At 47.0% G+C, this 15,322-nt stretch carries 14 protein-coding genes; 5 read left to right on the top strand and 9 right to left on the bottom strand.

All coding sequences use genetic code 11. The annotated features are described in order from the left end of the window. The first annotated feature begins 25 nt into the window (after positions 1-25). A complete protein-coding gene (locus BMW71_RS22170; protein ID WP_244891280.1) occupies positions 26-1,105 on the top strand; it encodes an MBL fold metallo-hydrolase in 1,080 nt (359 codons plus the stop codon). Positions 1,106-1,218: 113 nt separating this feature from the next. Here BMW71_RS22170 and BMW71_RS22165 read toward each other — a convergent pair whose 3' ends face one another. Next, entirely contained in the window at positions 1,219-1,677 is a 459-nt protein-coding gene (locus BMW71_RS22165) for a cold-shock protein (protein ID WP_092178728.1), read from the bottom strand. A 377-nt stretch (positions 1,678-2,054) separates the two neighbouring features. Here BMW71_RS22165 and BMW71_RS22160 point away from each other — a divergent pair, with 377 nt between their 5' ends. Further along, a complete protein-coding gene (locus BMW71_RS22160) occupies positions 2,055-3,338 on the top strand; it encodes an acetylxylan esterase (protein ID WP_092178727.1) in 1,284 nt (427 codons plus the stop codon). A 16-nt stretch (positions 3,339-3,354) separates the two neighbouring features. Here BMW71_RS22160 and BMW71_RS22155 read toward each other — a convergent pair whose 3' ends face one another. From BMW71_RS22155 to BMW71_RS22140, 4 genes are all read right to left on the bottom strand, one after another. Beyond that, positions 3,355-5,076: an FAD-dependent oxidoreductase gene (locus BMW71_RS22155; RefSeq protein WP_092178726.1), complete on the bottom strand. Its 1,722-nt coding sequence runs from the start codon at positions 5,074-5,076 to the stop codon at positions 3,355-3,357. Positions 5,077-5,111: 35 nt separating this feature from the next. Continuing rightward, complete coding sequence (locus tag BMW71_RS22150; RefSeq protein WP_092178725.1) at positions 5,112-6,269, bottom strand: n-acyl-d-glucosamine 2-epimerase; 1,158 nt, start codon at positions 6,267-6,269, stop codon at positions 5,112-5,114. Positions 6,270-6,523: 254 nt separating this feature from the next. Further along, the gene (locus BMW71_RS22145) at positions 6,524-7,948 is read right to left on the bottom strand and encodes a sugar porter family MFS transporter (protein WP_092178724.1); all 1,425 of its coding nucleotides are present in this window, start codon (positions 7,946-7,948) and stop codon (positions 6,524-6,526) included. Between the two features lie 103 nt (positions 7,949-8,051). Then, entirely contained in the window at positions 8,052-9,158 is a 1,107-nt protein-coding gene (locus BMW71_RS22140) for an o-succinylbenzoate synthase (protein ID WP_092178723.1), read from the bottom strand. A gap of 186 nt (positions 9,159-9,344) precedes the next feature. Between BMW71_RS22140 and BMW71_RS22135 the strand changes: the two genes are divergently transcribed. Beyond that, positions 9,345-10,565 carry an S-adenosylmethionine:tRNA ribosyltransferase-isomerase gene (locus BMW71_RS22135; RefSeq protein WP_092178773.1) on the top strand — a complete coding sequence of 407 codons (1,221 nt, stop codon included), beginning with the start codon at positions 9,345-9,347 and terminating at the stop codon, positions 10,563-10,565. 3 nt (positions 10,566-10,568) lie between these two features. Here BMW71_RS22135 and BMW71_RS22130 read toward each other — a convergent pair whose 3' ends face one another. Beyond that, entirely contained in the window at positions 10,569-10,988 is a 420-nt protein-coding gene (locus BMW71_RS22130; protein ID WP_317041171.1) for a LytR/AlgR family response regulator transcription factor, read from the bottom strand. Between the two features lie 299 nt (positions 10,989-11,287). Between BMW71_RS22130 and BMW71_RS22125 the strand changes: the two genes are divergently transcribed. Further along, complete coding sequence (locus tag BMW71_RS22125; RefSeq protein WP_092178722.1) at positions 11,288-11,638, top strand: hypothetical protein; 351 nt, start codon at positions 11,288-11,290, stop codon at positions 11,636-11,638. 11 nt (positions 11,639-11,649) lie between these two features. On the opposite strand, the gene BMW71_RS22120 is transcribed toward BMW71_RS22125, so the two are convergent. Continuing rightward, complete coding sequence (locus tag BMW71_RS22120; RefSeq protein ID WP_092178721.1) at positions 11,650-12,978, bottom strand: NAD(P)/FAD-dependent oxidoreductase; 1,329 nt, start codon at positions 12,976-12,978, stop codon at positions 11,650-11,652. Positions 12,979-13,094: 116 nt separating this feature from the next. Then, on the bottom strand, positions 13,095-13,847 hold the full coding sequence (locus BMW71_RS22115) for an LOG family protein (RefSeq protein ID WP_092178720.1): 753 nt from the start codon (positions 13,845-13,847) through the stop codon (positions 13,095-13,097). A 264-nt stretch (positions 13,848-14,111) separates the two neighbouring features. Between BMW71_RS22115 and BMW71_RS22110 the strand changes: the two genes are divergently transcribed. Continuing rightward, complete coding sequence (locus tag BMW71_RS22110) at positions 14,112-14,759, top strand: peroxiredoxin (protein WP_177179738.1); 648 nt, start codon at positions 14,112-14,114, stop codon at positions 14,757-14,759. Between the two features lie 441 nt (positions 14,760-15,200). On the opposite strand, the gene BMW71_RS24160 is transcribed toward BMW71_RS22110, so the two are convergent. After that, positions 15,201-15,317: an integrase core domain-containing protein gene (locus BMW71_RS24160; protein ID WP_394333707.1), complete on the bottom strand. Its 117-nt coding sequence runs from the start codon at positions 15,315-15,317 to the stop codon at positions 15,201-15,203. Positions 15,318-15,322: the final 5 nt, after the last annotated feature.

Here is a 15,322-nt window from a genome sequence, read left to right as displayed (position 1 = left end):
AAAAACCTTAAAACAAGCAACACCAATGAGTAAACAAGTCGTCGTATCATTTACCCTTTTGATGAGCTTGTTACTCGTTCTTTTTGGTAGCTGCTCCGTTTCTGAGAATTCCAAAAAAACCACCTATATGCAAAATCCAAGGTTGAAAACCATTCACCCCGATGTGGAATGGAAAGGTACACCAGTCAACGAAAAAGGGCAGTTTGCTAATTTGTACCTGGAATTTGAATCGAGTTTTGCCGACCTGTGGAAATGGCAAACCTCCAAAAACCCGCAGCGGGAGGAAAAAAAAGCAGATACCAGAACGCTTGCTGTAAAACCAGGCGCAGAAATTCCGAAAAATGGAGACGATTTTCTGATATGGCTAGGGCACGCGAGTTATCTGATCCAATTGAATGGAAAAGTCCTACTCACCGACCCGGTTTTATTCGATAACTTTTTTCTAAAAAGGCAGAGCGATTTACCCTTTCCGGTGGAATCCCTTCCTTCCATAGATTACCTCCTCCTATCGCACAATCACCGGGACCATTGCGATAAAAAGACCATTCAGTTTCTATCCGACAAAAACCCGGACATGAAAATCCTTACCGGATTGAAGGTCGGGGAAGTGATTGACGACTGGACCCGGGGCCAGGAGATACAGGAAGCCGGCTGGTACCAGGAATTTCAAACGGAAGGTATAACGATTACATACGTTCCTGCCCGGCATTGGTCTCGACGGTGGCTTTGGGACTTGAATGAAAATCTATGGGGTGGCTTTTACTTGTCGACTTCTGAACAAACGGTGTATTTTATGGGGGATAGCGGATTTGGACCGCATTTTAAGGATATTTCTACGATTATGGGAAAACCAGATTACTGCCTAATGGGCGTGGGCGCGTACAAGCCGGAATGGTTCATGGCACAGGCCCACATCAGTCCTACCGATGCGATCACCGCCTTTAATATCCTCGGGGGCACGTATTTTATCCCCATGCATTTCGGGACTTTCGACCTATCGGACGAGCCCAAGATGGAGCCATGGGACGTTTTGAAAGCCAATGAGGGGCAATTGGCTGGTACACTCATCGCTCCAGTAGTAGGTGCGAACCTGTTTCAACGATAAAAAATAACGAAAAAGCGCTCTCCTTATGAACGGCTAACGTTTGTGCGCAAAGAAGCGGAGTAGTACTCCACCACTAAGCGAATCACAAAATAATTTACGTAAAGAACGGTCCTTTATTTGGCCAGCTTCACGTCGATGGCACTCAGCCCTTTGGGCGTTCGTTCCGTTTCAAAGGTAACCTGATCGTTTTCGCGCACATCGTCTACCAGGCCTTTGACATGGACAAACACGCTATCTTGAGATTCCAGGTCTTTTATAAATCCGTATCCTTTGGATTCATTGAAAAATGTGACCTTTCCCTTCCTCCGAAGATCTTCCGGATCCACAGGGGCTTGTTTTGACACACTTACTTCAATGTCCTCCAATTCAATTTTTTTCTTCTTTACGGTAGGGTCCGGAGGGGTAGAAGTGATGTTGCCGTCTTCATCTACATAGGCAATCATGTCGTCCAGATCGCCTCCTTTATTGGAATTGGATTTTCTGGCCTCCTTTTTTTCTTCTTTCTCTTTCTTCTTCCTTAATCTTTTTTTCTCTTTTTCTTTTTTGTTAAAAGTTTCTTTCGATTTTGCCATAAATTACTTTTTGTTGAACGTTACGTGCACCTAAATTACAACAAATACTATCCGAAGAATGTTGCCCGAAGGCAGGAAGTTTCACCAATCGAAAGGGAACAGGAACTGAGATAAAAAAATCAATTGCGATCCGAAACCTAATCCTGGGATAGTATGCCGTAGCCTGTTAGGTGACTACAAATTTGGCCAAAATAATGGATTATTCCTATTTCCTTTCCGTATTATATTTTTCATTGTGCCACTAATTCAATTTTACCGTATCTTTCAATAAGTTTTTGGATGTTTTCTCCCTCAATTGGCGTACTTTCAGGGATTGTACATTCGGGACTTACAACGTTGAGTACCGCAACCTACTTCTGTCAAAAACACGCATCCCAATGAAGAAAAACATTCTTTTTTTTATCCTCATTCTCACCATGCCTGGCTTCGAAGCCTTGGCGCAATCCCAACAGGGTCAATTCATCCGCATCATGGTAAGTCCTTCCGCCCCCGACATGACGTATCGTACCGGGGAACGAATTGATTTTGATGTGGCGGTCTACAAATTTGGCCAGCTGGTTCGAGACGCCGAAATACACTACGAAATAGGACCCGAACTGATGCCTTCTGAAATCAAAGGCCAGTTGGTACTCAAAAACGGAAGTGGGAAAATCAACGGAGGAACGCTTTCGGAACCCGGCTTTGTCCGCTGCCGAATTCGCTATACGGAAAATGGCAAGACCTATGAAAATACCGGCACAGCGGGGATCGATCCGGAGTCGATTGTACCAACCACTCAGTTGCCGGACGATTTTTCGGAGTTTTGGAAAAAAAACAAAGCGGCGCTGGACCAGGTACCACTCGAACCAGTGCTAACCCACCTACCTGAACGATCCACACACCTGACCGATGTCTACCATGTTCACTTTCGAAACATCAGCGGTCGTATCTACGGCATTTTAAGCAAACCAAAAAAACCCGGAAAATTTCCCGCCGTGCTACATGTCCCGGGTGCAGGCATCCGCCCGTATTATGGGGCCATGATCGACGAAAATGTAATTTCCCTGCAAATTGGGATTCATGGGATTCCGGTAAACCTGTACGATTCGCCCATCTACCAAAATCTTGCCGCCGGTGCCCTGAGGGACTACAACCGAATTTTTCTGGAGGACAAAGATCGCTATTATTACAAAAGGGTATACCTGGGCTGTGTCCGGGCAGTAGACTTTCTGTTCTCATTAGAGGCGTTTGACGGAGATTCCATAGGTGTGATCGGCGGAAGCCAGGGAGGTGCCCTGGCCATCGTAACCGCCGGACTTGACAATCGGGTCGATTACCTTGTTAGTTACTACCCAGCTCTCTCTGATCTGACCGGTTACCTGCATGGCCGGGCAGGCGGTTGGCCCCATCTATTTAAAGATGAATGGACCAACCAGCCCGAAAAAGTGGAAACATCCCGGTATTACGATGTGGCCAACTTTGCCCGATTTGTCAACGTGCCCGGATTTTATTCCTGGGGATTCAATGACAATGTCTGCCCTCCCACCTCCATGTTTGCCGCTTACAATGTAATCCCCGGCGAAAAACAATTTTCGGGGTACTTGGATGCAGCGCATTGGCGGTACGCGGAGCAAAGCGAGGAAGGACAGCGCTGGCTTATGGAGAAACTGAAAGTAGAATAAAGAAACCTCCTGACCATCACTTTGCTGGCCAACGTGTCTCGATTCCTTGAGACCGGATAAAGTCTTGAAATGCGTGTAACAGCAAGCGGTCTTCGCGTACCGTACGTGGGGCTACCCCTTTTTCCAGCGCGAAGGGGACCAACATACCCACTGCTTCGCCAATACTCCATTCTACCGGATGCAAACGGAAGCAACCATTGGTGATATGCGTGGTGCCAATATTCTTATTTGCGGGAATCAGGTTTTCCATTTTTCGGGGCAGTAAGGATCCGAGTGGAATTTGGAAGGGCAGGGACCCGAAATCAATGTAATTATCCCCACCTGAGCTCGGATGCAAATCAATATGGTAATACCCAATACCCACACTATCGTAAAATTCCGCAGCGGCAAGCTCCTCTCCTTTCAGTCCCGAAACCTGAGCGCGCTGTTCTGCACCTACATGCTCTTCCAAAACCGTAAATAATGCCTTGATCCGCCTGGATTCTCTGACGTACGGATATTTTGCCAATCCATCGGTAGTGCCCATCAGGTCGTTTCGCAGACGCAATCCTGGCCAGCCTTTACCCCCATCTGGCCGGGGTGCCTCGGTTTGCAGCCAATAAAGCAAGGAGAGGCTTTGTTGCTTTCCCGCGTTGACATGCCGGTGAAAATCGGCTTCGCTTACATCCACAATGTTTCCGGAAACGTAATCGTTCTGCGGCCAATTGACAATTGTGGCGTCTCCCTGGTAAAAGCCGGGTTTAAAATTTGCCTTGTGTAAGATCCTTCGGTAGAGCATCAGATTCAGGCTATCTCCGGTTGGATGTCCTTCCGGGTGAAATCCCAATTCCTTGGGCTGCAGGTTGCGTGGATTGCTGTAGTTCAGTTCCAACATTTTTCCTGCCCAGGGAGGACGCATCTCCGGGGTGAAATCCCGCCAAAAGGTATAATCCTCGGGCTTGGAAATGGTCCAGTCTTCGCCTTTTACGTAGTCCATGGCAAAGCATACGGTAAAGGCCTGGTTGTTGTCTGGCCGGTGCCTGTCCCCGGCATGCAATTCCCCGGTATCCGATTTGGATTCGCTACCCGTGATGTATTCTGTACCCGTCAACGGCAGTAGCTCGCCAAGTTCGGTAGCGTCTACAAAATAGCTCCCTTTGGCCAGCGCTCGATTTCCAGTTCGAGTGTCTTCCAACACCAAGTCCTGCACGCGATTCTCCCTAACAGTAGCCGATGCAACCTTTGTTTCTTTTAAAATGAGGATCTTTCGGGCACTTTCGTAGGGAGCAAACATTTCTTCCAACACCCGATGGGCGACTTTGGGCTCGTGACATAGCCGGGACACGGATCCGTTCCCCGGATTAAGCCGTTCGTTGGCAGCTGCTTCTGCAGTCAGCGGATAATGTCGTTTGTAATAGGCGCGGATATTGTCCCGAAAAAGCCGGTATAGCTCGGGGGCTCCATGGGTTTCGATCCATTGGTGTTCGTCCGGAGGCACCCCCTGCTGGGAAAGCTGCCCTCCCAACCAATCGGTTTCTTCTGTCATCACTACCGATAGTCCGTTTCGTAAAGCGGCAAGCGCTGCCGCACAACCCCCTAGCCCTGCACCGGCGATTACCAAGTCTGCTTCGTAGGTGGATCCATTTTCCTGTATCGTTACTTCCCTGGTTCTGCTTGCTGCAGAAACAGGTAGCGCAAGTACCGATGCAACTGAACCGGTACCCAGGGCTACTTTGCCGATAAAATCTCTTCTCTTCATGGGATGTCTGTGTATGTTCAAGGATAAATTAAATGTCAGGTTAGTTGCTCCAGGGTTTGCCAAACCTGATACAAGCCGCGGGGTACATGAAAACAGCCTTTCCATTTCCCTCCCTTGAGGGACAATTGGACTCGCCCGTACCTGTCAAGATAGCCAAACCACTCCGGATAGTCCGGATCACGAAAATGCGTCCAGGTGTACTCGTGCACTTTTTCAAACCAGTGCAAACAGGCCTTATCTCCGGATAATTGGTACGCTTTGGCTAAAAACACCAGTGTTTCCAAATGCACCCACCACAATTTCTGGTTCCACTCCAATTTTTCCGGAGGATGGCCTTTGCAGTCCAGAAAATAATAAATCCCGCCGTAGGTGGTATCCCAGCCATATTCCAGGGTTTTCAATCCGGTCGCGATGGCTCGATCCCGTAGGGCCTCGTCATCGAAACGACAGGATAGATCCAACATAAACCACATGGCTTCGATCGCATGCCCGGGGCTGGTCAAACGTCCCTCAAAGCAATCCGAAAAACTTCCGTCTTCCAGAACATTTTCCAAAACCAGACCCGATTCGGCATCGAGAAAAACCTCCATGACCTCGTGAATCACTCCTGGCACCAGGTCCTTTACCAATCCCGGGTCCAGCAGGTGCTCCATTTCGAGCGTCAGGTTGCTTAGAATCATGGGTAGGGCAAAACTCTTCAAGTTTCGGGTACCAGGCACGGTCTTGGAATAGGTTCCCTTTGGATTGTTCCTTCGGCTGAGAATCCGGTGAAACGTATCGGTGGACAGTTGCCTATAGGCTAATTGCGGATCCACTTTGTAAAGTGCCGAAAAGGCCATTGCAGCAAAACAGTCCGAAAAAATATTGTAAGGTTGGACCAACGGTGCGCCTGTCTGGGTCAATGAAAAATAAAAATCGCCGCTGGCATCCCTTCCATGTTTCTCAAGAAAGGCTGCCCCGTCTTTGGCCATGCGCAACCATGCAGGATTGGGTTCTACGTTGGCGTAAAGCATGGAAAACATCCAGACCTGCCGTGCTTGTAGCCACACAAACTTATCGGTATCGTATACCTGTCCCTTTTGATCCAAACAAGTAAAATACCCACCGTGGACGGAATCCGGACTGCGTTCCATCCAAAATGGAATCACGCTGCCAAGTAATTCATTCCTGTACGCTTGCAAATAGTGTTTCATGTGTTTGTAATTTGTTCTCTAAGGCCACATGCCCGCCCGGATGACGCCAGTCGGACGGGGAATCCCGCATGGCTTATAATCAATCCCAATGTGTGACGGGTACGTCATGCTCGATTTCATCTGTTTATAATTTTCTCTTAGCGGTCCTAACTTGTCCCGCACCGCAGGTCGGGATCGCCTGTCCCGATCACATCGGGAGGATCTCGCATGATTTATAATCATTCCGGTGTGTGACGTTGTCGTCCGGCTCGATTTCATGAAGCATTTGTTTTTTCGTTTTTCTCACCCAGCCAATACGATTCGATGTCCTCCAAACTCATGCCTGCAGTTTCGGGAATCTTTCGCCAAATGATGTAAAGGTACGGAAAACACATGAGGGCAAAGAAGAGAAAGGTTCCGGAAGGCCCCAGGTTTTCCAAAAACCAAGGCGTAAGTTGCCCTACCAGGTAAGTCCCCACCCAAAGGGAAAAACCGGCCATCGACATGGCCAACCCGCGAATTTTGTTGGGGTACATCTCGGAGAGCAAGACAAATATTACGGCGGAAATACTGATCGCCGTGCTGAAAATATAGACCAGAAACAGCACCAACAAGAACATGGAGGACCAACCCCATGAGGCGCCAAACTGAAAGTAAAAACTGATTAAAAAAAGGCTGATAATCATGCCACTAACGCCAAAATAGACTAGTTTCTTTCTTCCGACGCGATCGATAATTACCAGGGCCAAAATCGTGGTCAAAACATTCACCAATCCAACCATCACCTGGTAAAACAACGCATCCCCATCCGATAGACCAGCTTGTTCGAAAATCCCGGGGCCGTAATACAACACCGCGTTTACCCCCATAAACTGGCCCAAAACAGCAATGCCCATTCCATACAGGACCGGTCGAAGGATCTTCGGATTTTTTAGTAAGCCAAGGTTGGTTTCAGTGGTTTTGGCCGCTTGTTGCTGAACTTCTGAAATTTTCTGTTTTGCGATCCGATCCTCCGGATACAAGTTGCCAAAAACGCGTTCCGCCTGAGACAAGCGGTCCCGTATTACCAACCACCTGGGACTTTCCGGAATCAAAAACAAGACCGCTAAAAAAAACAAGGAAGGAACCAACTCCATTCCCAGCATGCCTCGCCACACTTCTGAGTGAAAATACAAATGCCAGGACTCCGACGCTCGAAAGACGCCCGACGCAGCCCAGTCTAAGAGCTGATAATTTACCAAATAAGCAGCCAGAAAACCGACGGTGATTGCCAGCTGATACAGGGAAACCAGACTCCCGCGTATGCCAGCAGGCGCTACCTCAGAGATGTACATGGGTGAAACAATCGACACCATGCCGATGCCTGCCCCACCAATAATCCGGTAATTCACCAGGGAAAAAAAGCTTTCCGTCACCGCACATCCCAATGCCGATACCGCAAAGAGCAGGGCCGAAAGAACCATTACATTTTTTCTACCCACTAGATCGGCCAAACGGCCCGCTACGGACACTCCCAAAATGGATCCAAGCAGGGCGCATCCCACGTACCAGCCCTGGGCCAGGGCATCCAAGTCAAACTTAGCGCTAACCTGCCCGATGGTCCCGGAAATTACCGCCGTGTCGTACCCAAATAAAAACCCGCCGACTGCAGCGATTAGCGACAGGGATACAATGTAGGGTAAAGATGCATCCACTTTCATGCAGTAGTCAATAAAGGGTTCTGAAATCGGTTGTTATTTGGCATGGGTTTCATCGTTTTCTTATGTCCAGCTATCAGGTAAAAAGCCCGGTACTCAACGCAACTTAATCCGCTCCCAGCCATTCGGGCAACTCCCAGGCCTGTCGGGACTCGTAATGCAGCTTGCCAGACGCGATGCGCAGCGGCGAGGGGAAATTGTTTCGGTACAAGGTGCCGGTTCCCAGTCCCTGCGGAAGTTTTGGCTGCAACGAAGACGTAAACTGAGCAACGGCATTGAGGCCAATATTACTTTCCAACGCAGAAGTCATCCACCATCCGATGCCGGCCTGTTCGGCTAGTTGAATCCACTCCTTTGTAGCCAGCATGCCACCCAGTAGTGTGGGCTTCAGTATCAGGTAGGCTGGTCTTATCCGGTCCAACAACGCTTTCCTCCGATTCGGTTCAACTATGCCAATCAACTCCTCATCCAACGCAACGGGTACCGGAGATTCGCTGCAGATTTTCTCCATCGCTTCCGGATTGCCGGGCGCAATGGGTTGTTCGATGCTGTGAATGCCTAATTTCCCAAGCCGTTCCAGCTTATGCATGGCTTCCTCCTTACCAAAAGCACCGTTTGCATCGACTCGCAAGGAAATTTCTTCTTCGGAATACTTTGTTCGAATTTCCTCCAACAAGGCCAATTCCAGTTCAAAATCAATGGCTCCGATTTTCATCTTGATACAATTGTATCCCTCATGGAGCTTTTGTTCGATTTGGTTTTTCATAAACGCCCGATCCCCCATCCAGATCAACCCATTGATGGGAATGGGCGCACCCCGGTCATAAAAAGGATTGAAAAGCAGTTTTCGTTTGCCTCCGTAAAACAGGTCCAGTATGGCCGTTTCAAGACCAAACCGCAAACTTGGAAATTCCTCAAGGGGCATTAGGCATAGGTTTTGAAGGATTTTTTCGGGGTCAAACGGGAACGATACATTACTTATTCCCTCCAAAATTTCCCTGGCTTTTTGCAGAAAATCGGGGCGGTCATCCGGACTCAGGCCTTTCAACGGTCCCGCCTCTCCCAATCCTGTAAGGCCTGGAAAAGCCGAAGACTCCGCCCGAAGGATAAAGGTTTGCTTTTGGCGCAATACCCCCCTGCTGGTTCCCGCATCAAAGGTAAAAACCAGGGTGTACGGCTGAATTGTCACGTGTATTTTAAAACCTTCTACCATTCGCTCGTTTTTGTTCCCGTCAAATATGCGTATTTTCTTTTATATCCGAACACGCTTTTGCCTATAAAAACATCCACCGGAAGGAGTGACCGCAGGCTTGGGAAGAACTCCGAGCCAAATCATTTTGAACCAAAAAATAGTATATTTGCTGCAACTTTGCATGACCTGAATTGCCTGAAAAAACGCATGGAAAACACGCCTCAACTGAACGAGTACCATTACGAGTTACCTGAAGATTCTATTGCCAAATTTCCTTTGGAAAAACGAGACGCTTCCAAACTACTCCATTTCGAAAACGGTGCTGTTGAGCATTTCAAGTTTTCGGATCTCCCGAAGCTACTGCCGCAAAACAGTCATTTGGTGTTTAACGATACACGGGTTATTCCAGCCAGAATGCACTTCCGAAAAGCTACCGGTGCGGCAATCGAACTATTTTTATTGAACCCGGTCGCTCCTTCTACCCTTATCCAGCAAAGCATGCAAAGTCAGGGACCCGTCACCTGGAAATGCATGATAGGCAACCTGAAGCGATGGAAGGCCGGGGAAGAACTAGAAAACGAAATTCACCTAGAGGGCGTACACTACCGATTGCGTGCCCGTTTGCTTTCCAGAGAGACGAAAGAAGTGGCGTTTAGCTGGGATCCAGCAGAGGTGTCGTTTGCAGCGCTGGTCGAGGCGGCAGGCGAAGTCCCTCTACCGCCATATCTAAACCGAAAAGCGGAAGAAGCCGATAAGTTGCGCTACCAAACCGTGTATTCAAAAATAAATGGAGCAGTAGCAGCTCCTACAGCAGGATTGCACTTCACAGAGCAGACGTTGGAGGAAATCCGTGAAAAAGGCATCCCCCTGCACTACCTGACTTTGCACGTTGGCGCAGGCACCTTTCTCCCCATCAAACACGACACCATTACCGAACACCCCATGCACCGGGAACAGATGGTTTTTTCAAAAGAGGCTGTATCCAAATTGTGCCAGGCAACCGGCAATATCGTCGCTGTTGGAACGACCTCCATGCGATCACTGGAAAGTTTGTATTGGTACGGTGTTAAGCTGCTTTCAAATCCCAATGCCGAATTCTTCGTCGAAAAATTGGAGCCCTATGCAGCCTCCAAAACCACATTCACGTGGGAACAAAGCTTTGAAGCTGTTAAAAACCTGATGGAACGTACCAACACGCAATACCTGGTAGGTGCAACGGAAATCTTTATTTTTCCGGGCTACCGTTTTCGCGTATGCAATGGGCTAATCACCAACTTTCACCAACCCGCCTCTACCCTTATTTTACTGATTGCCGCATTTACCAATCAACAATGGCGAAAAATCTACGAGGAGGCTTTGGCTAAACGGTACCGATTTCTCAGCTACGGTGATAGCAGTCTTCTCTGGAATCAAAAAATTATCGGTTGAATTTCAATCAAAACCATTACTACCCAACTTCTGTATCCCGTTGATAAGGGTTTGGTAATAGGTTCTTCCTACAGGGACCTTCTCGCTCAAAACCGTGACTTCTTTCGGAGAAATCGTCTTGATATCGTTCAGGTTTACAATGTAAGATTTGTGAATTCTCAGAAACTGGCGGGTAGGCAACATCTCTTCAAACTCTTTTAAGATATTTCGCAGGGAATAACTTTTCTCTCGAGTGATTAAAGTCGTATAATTCCCATCTCCTTTAAGGTAGACAATATCCGTGTAGGCGACTTTCGTGAGACAGCCTTTATCACGAATAAATATGGCATCTTTTATCAAAATTTCTTTCGTGTCAAATGAAATGTCGACCGCATCGCCGGCCACGTCTTCCATCATTTCTTGTACATTTTCTTTGAGTCCCATCTTGAATAATAAGCTTAGATTTGTCAATTAGGTAACACGGTAACCAAATAAATGTTTGTATCTGCCCAAAATATTCTTGGAGGACCAAGTATCGTGAGTCGGGAGTAATGTCGCCCCAAATTTATTTCCTCTTTGCTCCAAGGTAAAGTTTCCCATCTACTATAGCCTTTACGTATGATATATTATTTTCACGTATGAAATATAGCCTATCATTACCTTTATTTGGCTGTTTATTTTTATTTCCAAAAACTAATCTTTACCTTGAAATTTGACAAACCAAATTAGTAAAAGAAAATAGTATGCTAGTAGTAAAAAAACATCTTACTACAAGTTCACTAATGCTTTTTTTATTTCTAAACGTTGGTTGTTCATCCGGAGAGGATGGCGATGTGGCAGCCTGCTCCGCACAATGGTCGATAGAATTACAGGATGAACTAAATGCACTGTCTCAGGCGGCCACTGCTCAGGCGCAAAACCCAGGTCCAACTACCTGTGAAAACTTCCGATCTGCCGCAGAAGACTATTTGGAAGCGTTGCGTCCCTATGGAAACTGCTTAGCCCTTACTGGCCAAAACAGGCTGGAATGGCAAAACGCGGTCGAAGATGCAGAGATACAGATTCAAGAAATCGACTGTAGTCAGGATACCTGACCGCAACTATTTTAACGGAATTTTTCAAGAATTCTGCTCAACAAGGAAGGCCTGTTTGCGTTTTTCAGACCTTCAAATTCCACAGAAAATGCGCGGCCAATTAACGGTATCAGTTCCCGGTTCTTTTCACCGGCGGGCATCCCTGCAACCAGCCCGTTTATGAAGTCCGATGCGTGCTGTTTTTGTCGAAAAGCATGTGCGACAAATTGGGGGTCAAATGAAATTCCAAGCATACCCAACGCTTGCACAAAAAAATGATGTTTATCAAATACCAACCGAAATGAAATCGAGCCGTTGGGATGCTCCCAGTAAAAATTATGGGAATTATTTCCACAAAAAGTGGAAAGGTCACCATACGTAAACCAATCAAGACCCGCCAGGCGATGGTAGGCACCGAATTCAGATGAAGGTCCGGATACGACATCCGGGCCGATAATTTTCCGGGCCAATTGCAGGCCCTGATCGCTGAGCGACGGATACGAAAAATCCCCAAAAACTGCCTCCCCCGAATACAAATTTACACCCAGTGTATACACCTGATCGTCTGATTCCGATTCGCTTACTCCCGCCAACATCGGTTTTAGGGAGTGAAGTGGCGGATTAGCGAGGTGAGAAAACGCTCCAAAACTACCGTTCTCATGTATCACCAACTGACAGGGTAATTGAACACCATCATTGAGCTCAACACCGGTAATTTCTCCGTCCGGCCCCATTCGAAACATTTCTATCTCCCGCGAAAAGAAAAGCCGTATCCCTTTCGTCCGTAGTTTTTTTGCTACCAAACATGCTTCCTCCATCGGAAAACCTGGATTTACCAGAGAGTTTTCGCCACACACCAGTGTAAGCTCCATCCCTTTTTCAATCAGGTGTTCAGCCAGTGCGAGGGCAACGAATCCATTCCCACGAACAACAACCTGCTTGAATTGTTTCCGAATCAGGCTTTCGAACGAATTCCTACCGGCCAGGCAAGGTAGACCCCTACCTTTCTTATGTGCTAATATTTTCGGCCGGCACTCGTTTACCAGCACCAGAAAATCATAATTCAGCTTTTCGTCCGGTAGAAAAATCCGTTTTCGGGACACGTCTATTCGCTGCACCCCGGCCACCAGCAATCGGCACCTACCCGTATCGGGTATACGTTCGCCATCAAAGCTGTTCCTGACATTTTTTAAGGAACACAAGGCGTCAAAATAGAAAAAATCAGCCGCGCATTCGGCGATAATGGTAACCGATCCCATGCCGGGCTTTGATAGCCAGTTGCGGATCAATTCCAGGCCGGAAAACCCCACACCGATCAAAACCAGATTCTTCTTTCCTTTCTTTTCCGAGCTATTGACCATTGTTTACTCCTTTGTGTGGACGCTTTTGCAAAGGGTCCACCCGTAGGGATACTCGGTTTTCAACAATCAGGCCAATTTTAGGCAAGGAAAACTAAAACTCTGGAAACGATCCAACATCAGCCCTCGCCGAGCAATTTGGATGGAGTGACCGGATCTTTTCTCCGTAAACCAAATTCTTCTATGGCGTATTTTTTAAGGTGCATTTCCATTTCCTCCACACTATCCGTCAAGAGAAATAAATCCAGATCGGATTCGCTAATCGTGCCCTCTTTTGCCATGTACTGAATGTGTTCGAAAAGATGCTGATGAAATGCCGTACCCACCAAAACGACCGGAAACCGCTTCATCACCCGTGTCTGAATGAGCGTCAATGCTTCAAAAAACTCATCCAGCGTACCGAAACCACCCGGGAGTACCACAAACGCGTAGCTATACTTGGACAGAAGTACCTTTCTTACAAAAAAATACTTGAAATTCATGTACTTATCCAGGTAGGTGTTGGGAAATTGTTCGAAAGGTAGGATGATGTTGCAGCCCACGGATTTTCCACCCGCCAATTTGGCCCCTTTATTAGCCGCCTCCATGATACCAGGGCCGCCTCCGGTCATCACCGTGAACCCAAGGTGACTGATAGCCTCCCCTACCTTCTCGCCCACTTTGTAAAAATAATCGTCGGGCTCGAAACGTGCGGAACCAAATACGGTCACACAGGGACCAACGAAATGCAACATCCGAAAGCCCCGAATAAATTCAAGCAGCACCTTGAATCCAAATCGAAAATCCTTAAACCGGGTCTGTGGTCCAGCAAAAAACGCCTCCTCCTCCGGATTAACCAAAGGATTGATTTTTTTCTTCTCTTCTTTAATCATGGTTCTCTAAAAGTTTTTTTCAGCTTTCGGTATAGTACCAACGCCAGAATACCGCGAAAAGTTACTTCAACGAAAAGCATTTGACCTACGAAATATAAGAAAAGTTTTCTCTCCTATCTTACATCATTACCAAGCCGGATTTTGGTGGCAGGCTGATCGTGGCTGCTTCTGGAAAGTACCTCTGAAGTGATAAGTGTCACCCAGGGAAAGGAATATTTTGGTGACCTTTGAATCATAACGAAAACAACAAAAATAAATACAATCATGAACGAAGAAATGATGACAACCATGCCTCGAATCGGTGATATCGCGCCGGATTTCGAAGCCATGACAACTACGGGACCGATAAAATTTTCAGAATACATCAAAGACAGCTGGACCATACTGTTCTCCCACCCGGCTGATTTCACGCCCGTTTGCACCACAGAAATGAGTGGATTTGCTCTGGAGCAACGTTTCTTTGATGAGAAGAAAACCAAGTTGGTGGGATTGAGTATCGATTCTATCCACTCCCACATCGCCTGGGTCAATAATGTCAAAAAGAACACAGGTGTCTTGTTTGAGTTTCCCATCATCGCAGACATTGACATGAAAGTATCCAAAAAATACGGCATGCTACAGCCGGGCGAAAGTGAGACCGCTGCTGTTCGGGCTGTGTTTTTCATCGACCCTAAAGGGAAAATAAGATTAATCATGTACTACCCTTTGAATGTAGGAAGGAATATGGATGAAATAAAAAGGTCGCTTGTGGCTTTACAAACGGCTGACAAATACAAAGTAGCCATGCCTCTGGATTGGCGGGAAGGAGATAAAGTCATTGTTCCGCCGCCAAAAACCGTAGCAGAAATGCAGGAACGTGAAAGCAGTGATTTGGAAATGGTAGATTTCTATTTGGCCAAAAAAAGCATTTGAATTCGAACAATCAATTAATGAACAGGCAGGCCTGAAAAGGGTCTGCCTTTCTAAATATTGGCATCTTCTAACTAGAACCATACTTTCGTCCCAATAGTCCACTATACGTTATTCAAATTAGTTTCCATATAATGCTACTTTTTGCTATATTTGTTTGTTAAACTAAGAAAATGACTGAATGAATAAAAAATTTGAAGTCATACTTCTGGAAGAAGCACTTGGCTTTATCGATTCTCTTGAGGTAAATGGCTGGGAATTTTGACAGGTTGTAAATGTAGTTTTTTGTTTTGAATTTTACCATGTCGGTCTGAAACGGACGTAGGCTCTGCTGGGGAGCAACCTACCAGGGATAAGATCGGCCGACCGAAATGGTTTCTTAGGCTGCCTGGTTGGCAGCCTTTTTTTGTAACCATTTTGGGAGCTTGATCCCTGTAGAAAACCCTATGCGGCATAGTCGGTTGGCGTTTGGTATCCCAGTGCCTGATGTGGTCTGTGCCCATTGTATTCTGCTACCCATTCGTCTGTCATTTGCTGCGCCTGTTCAAGGGATGTAAACAAGCAGG

Origin of the sequence: Cyclobacterium xiamenense, assembly GCF_900109255.1 — a bacterium.
Lineage (GTDB): Bacteria > Bacteroidota > Bacteroidia > Cytophagales > Cyclobacteriaceae > Cyclobacterium > Cyclobacterium xiamenense.
The sequence above is the reverse complement of the archived record's forward strand: the minus strand, read 5'-3'. Positions and strand labels throughout refer to the sequence as shown.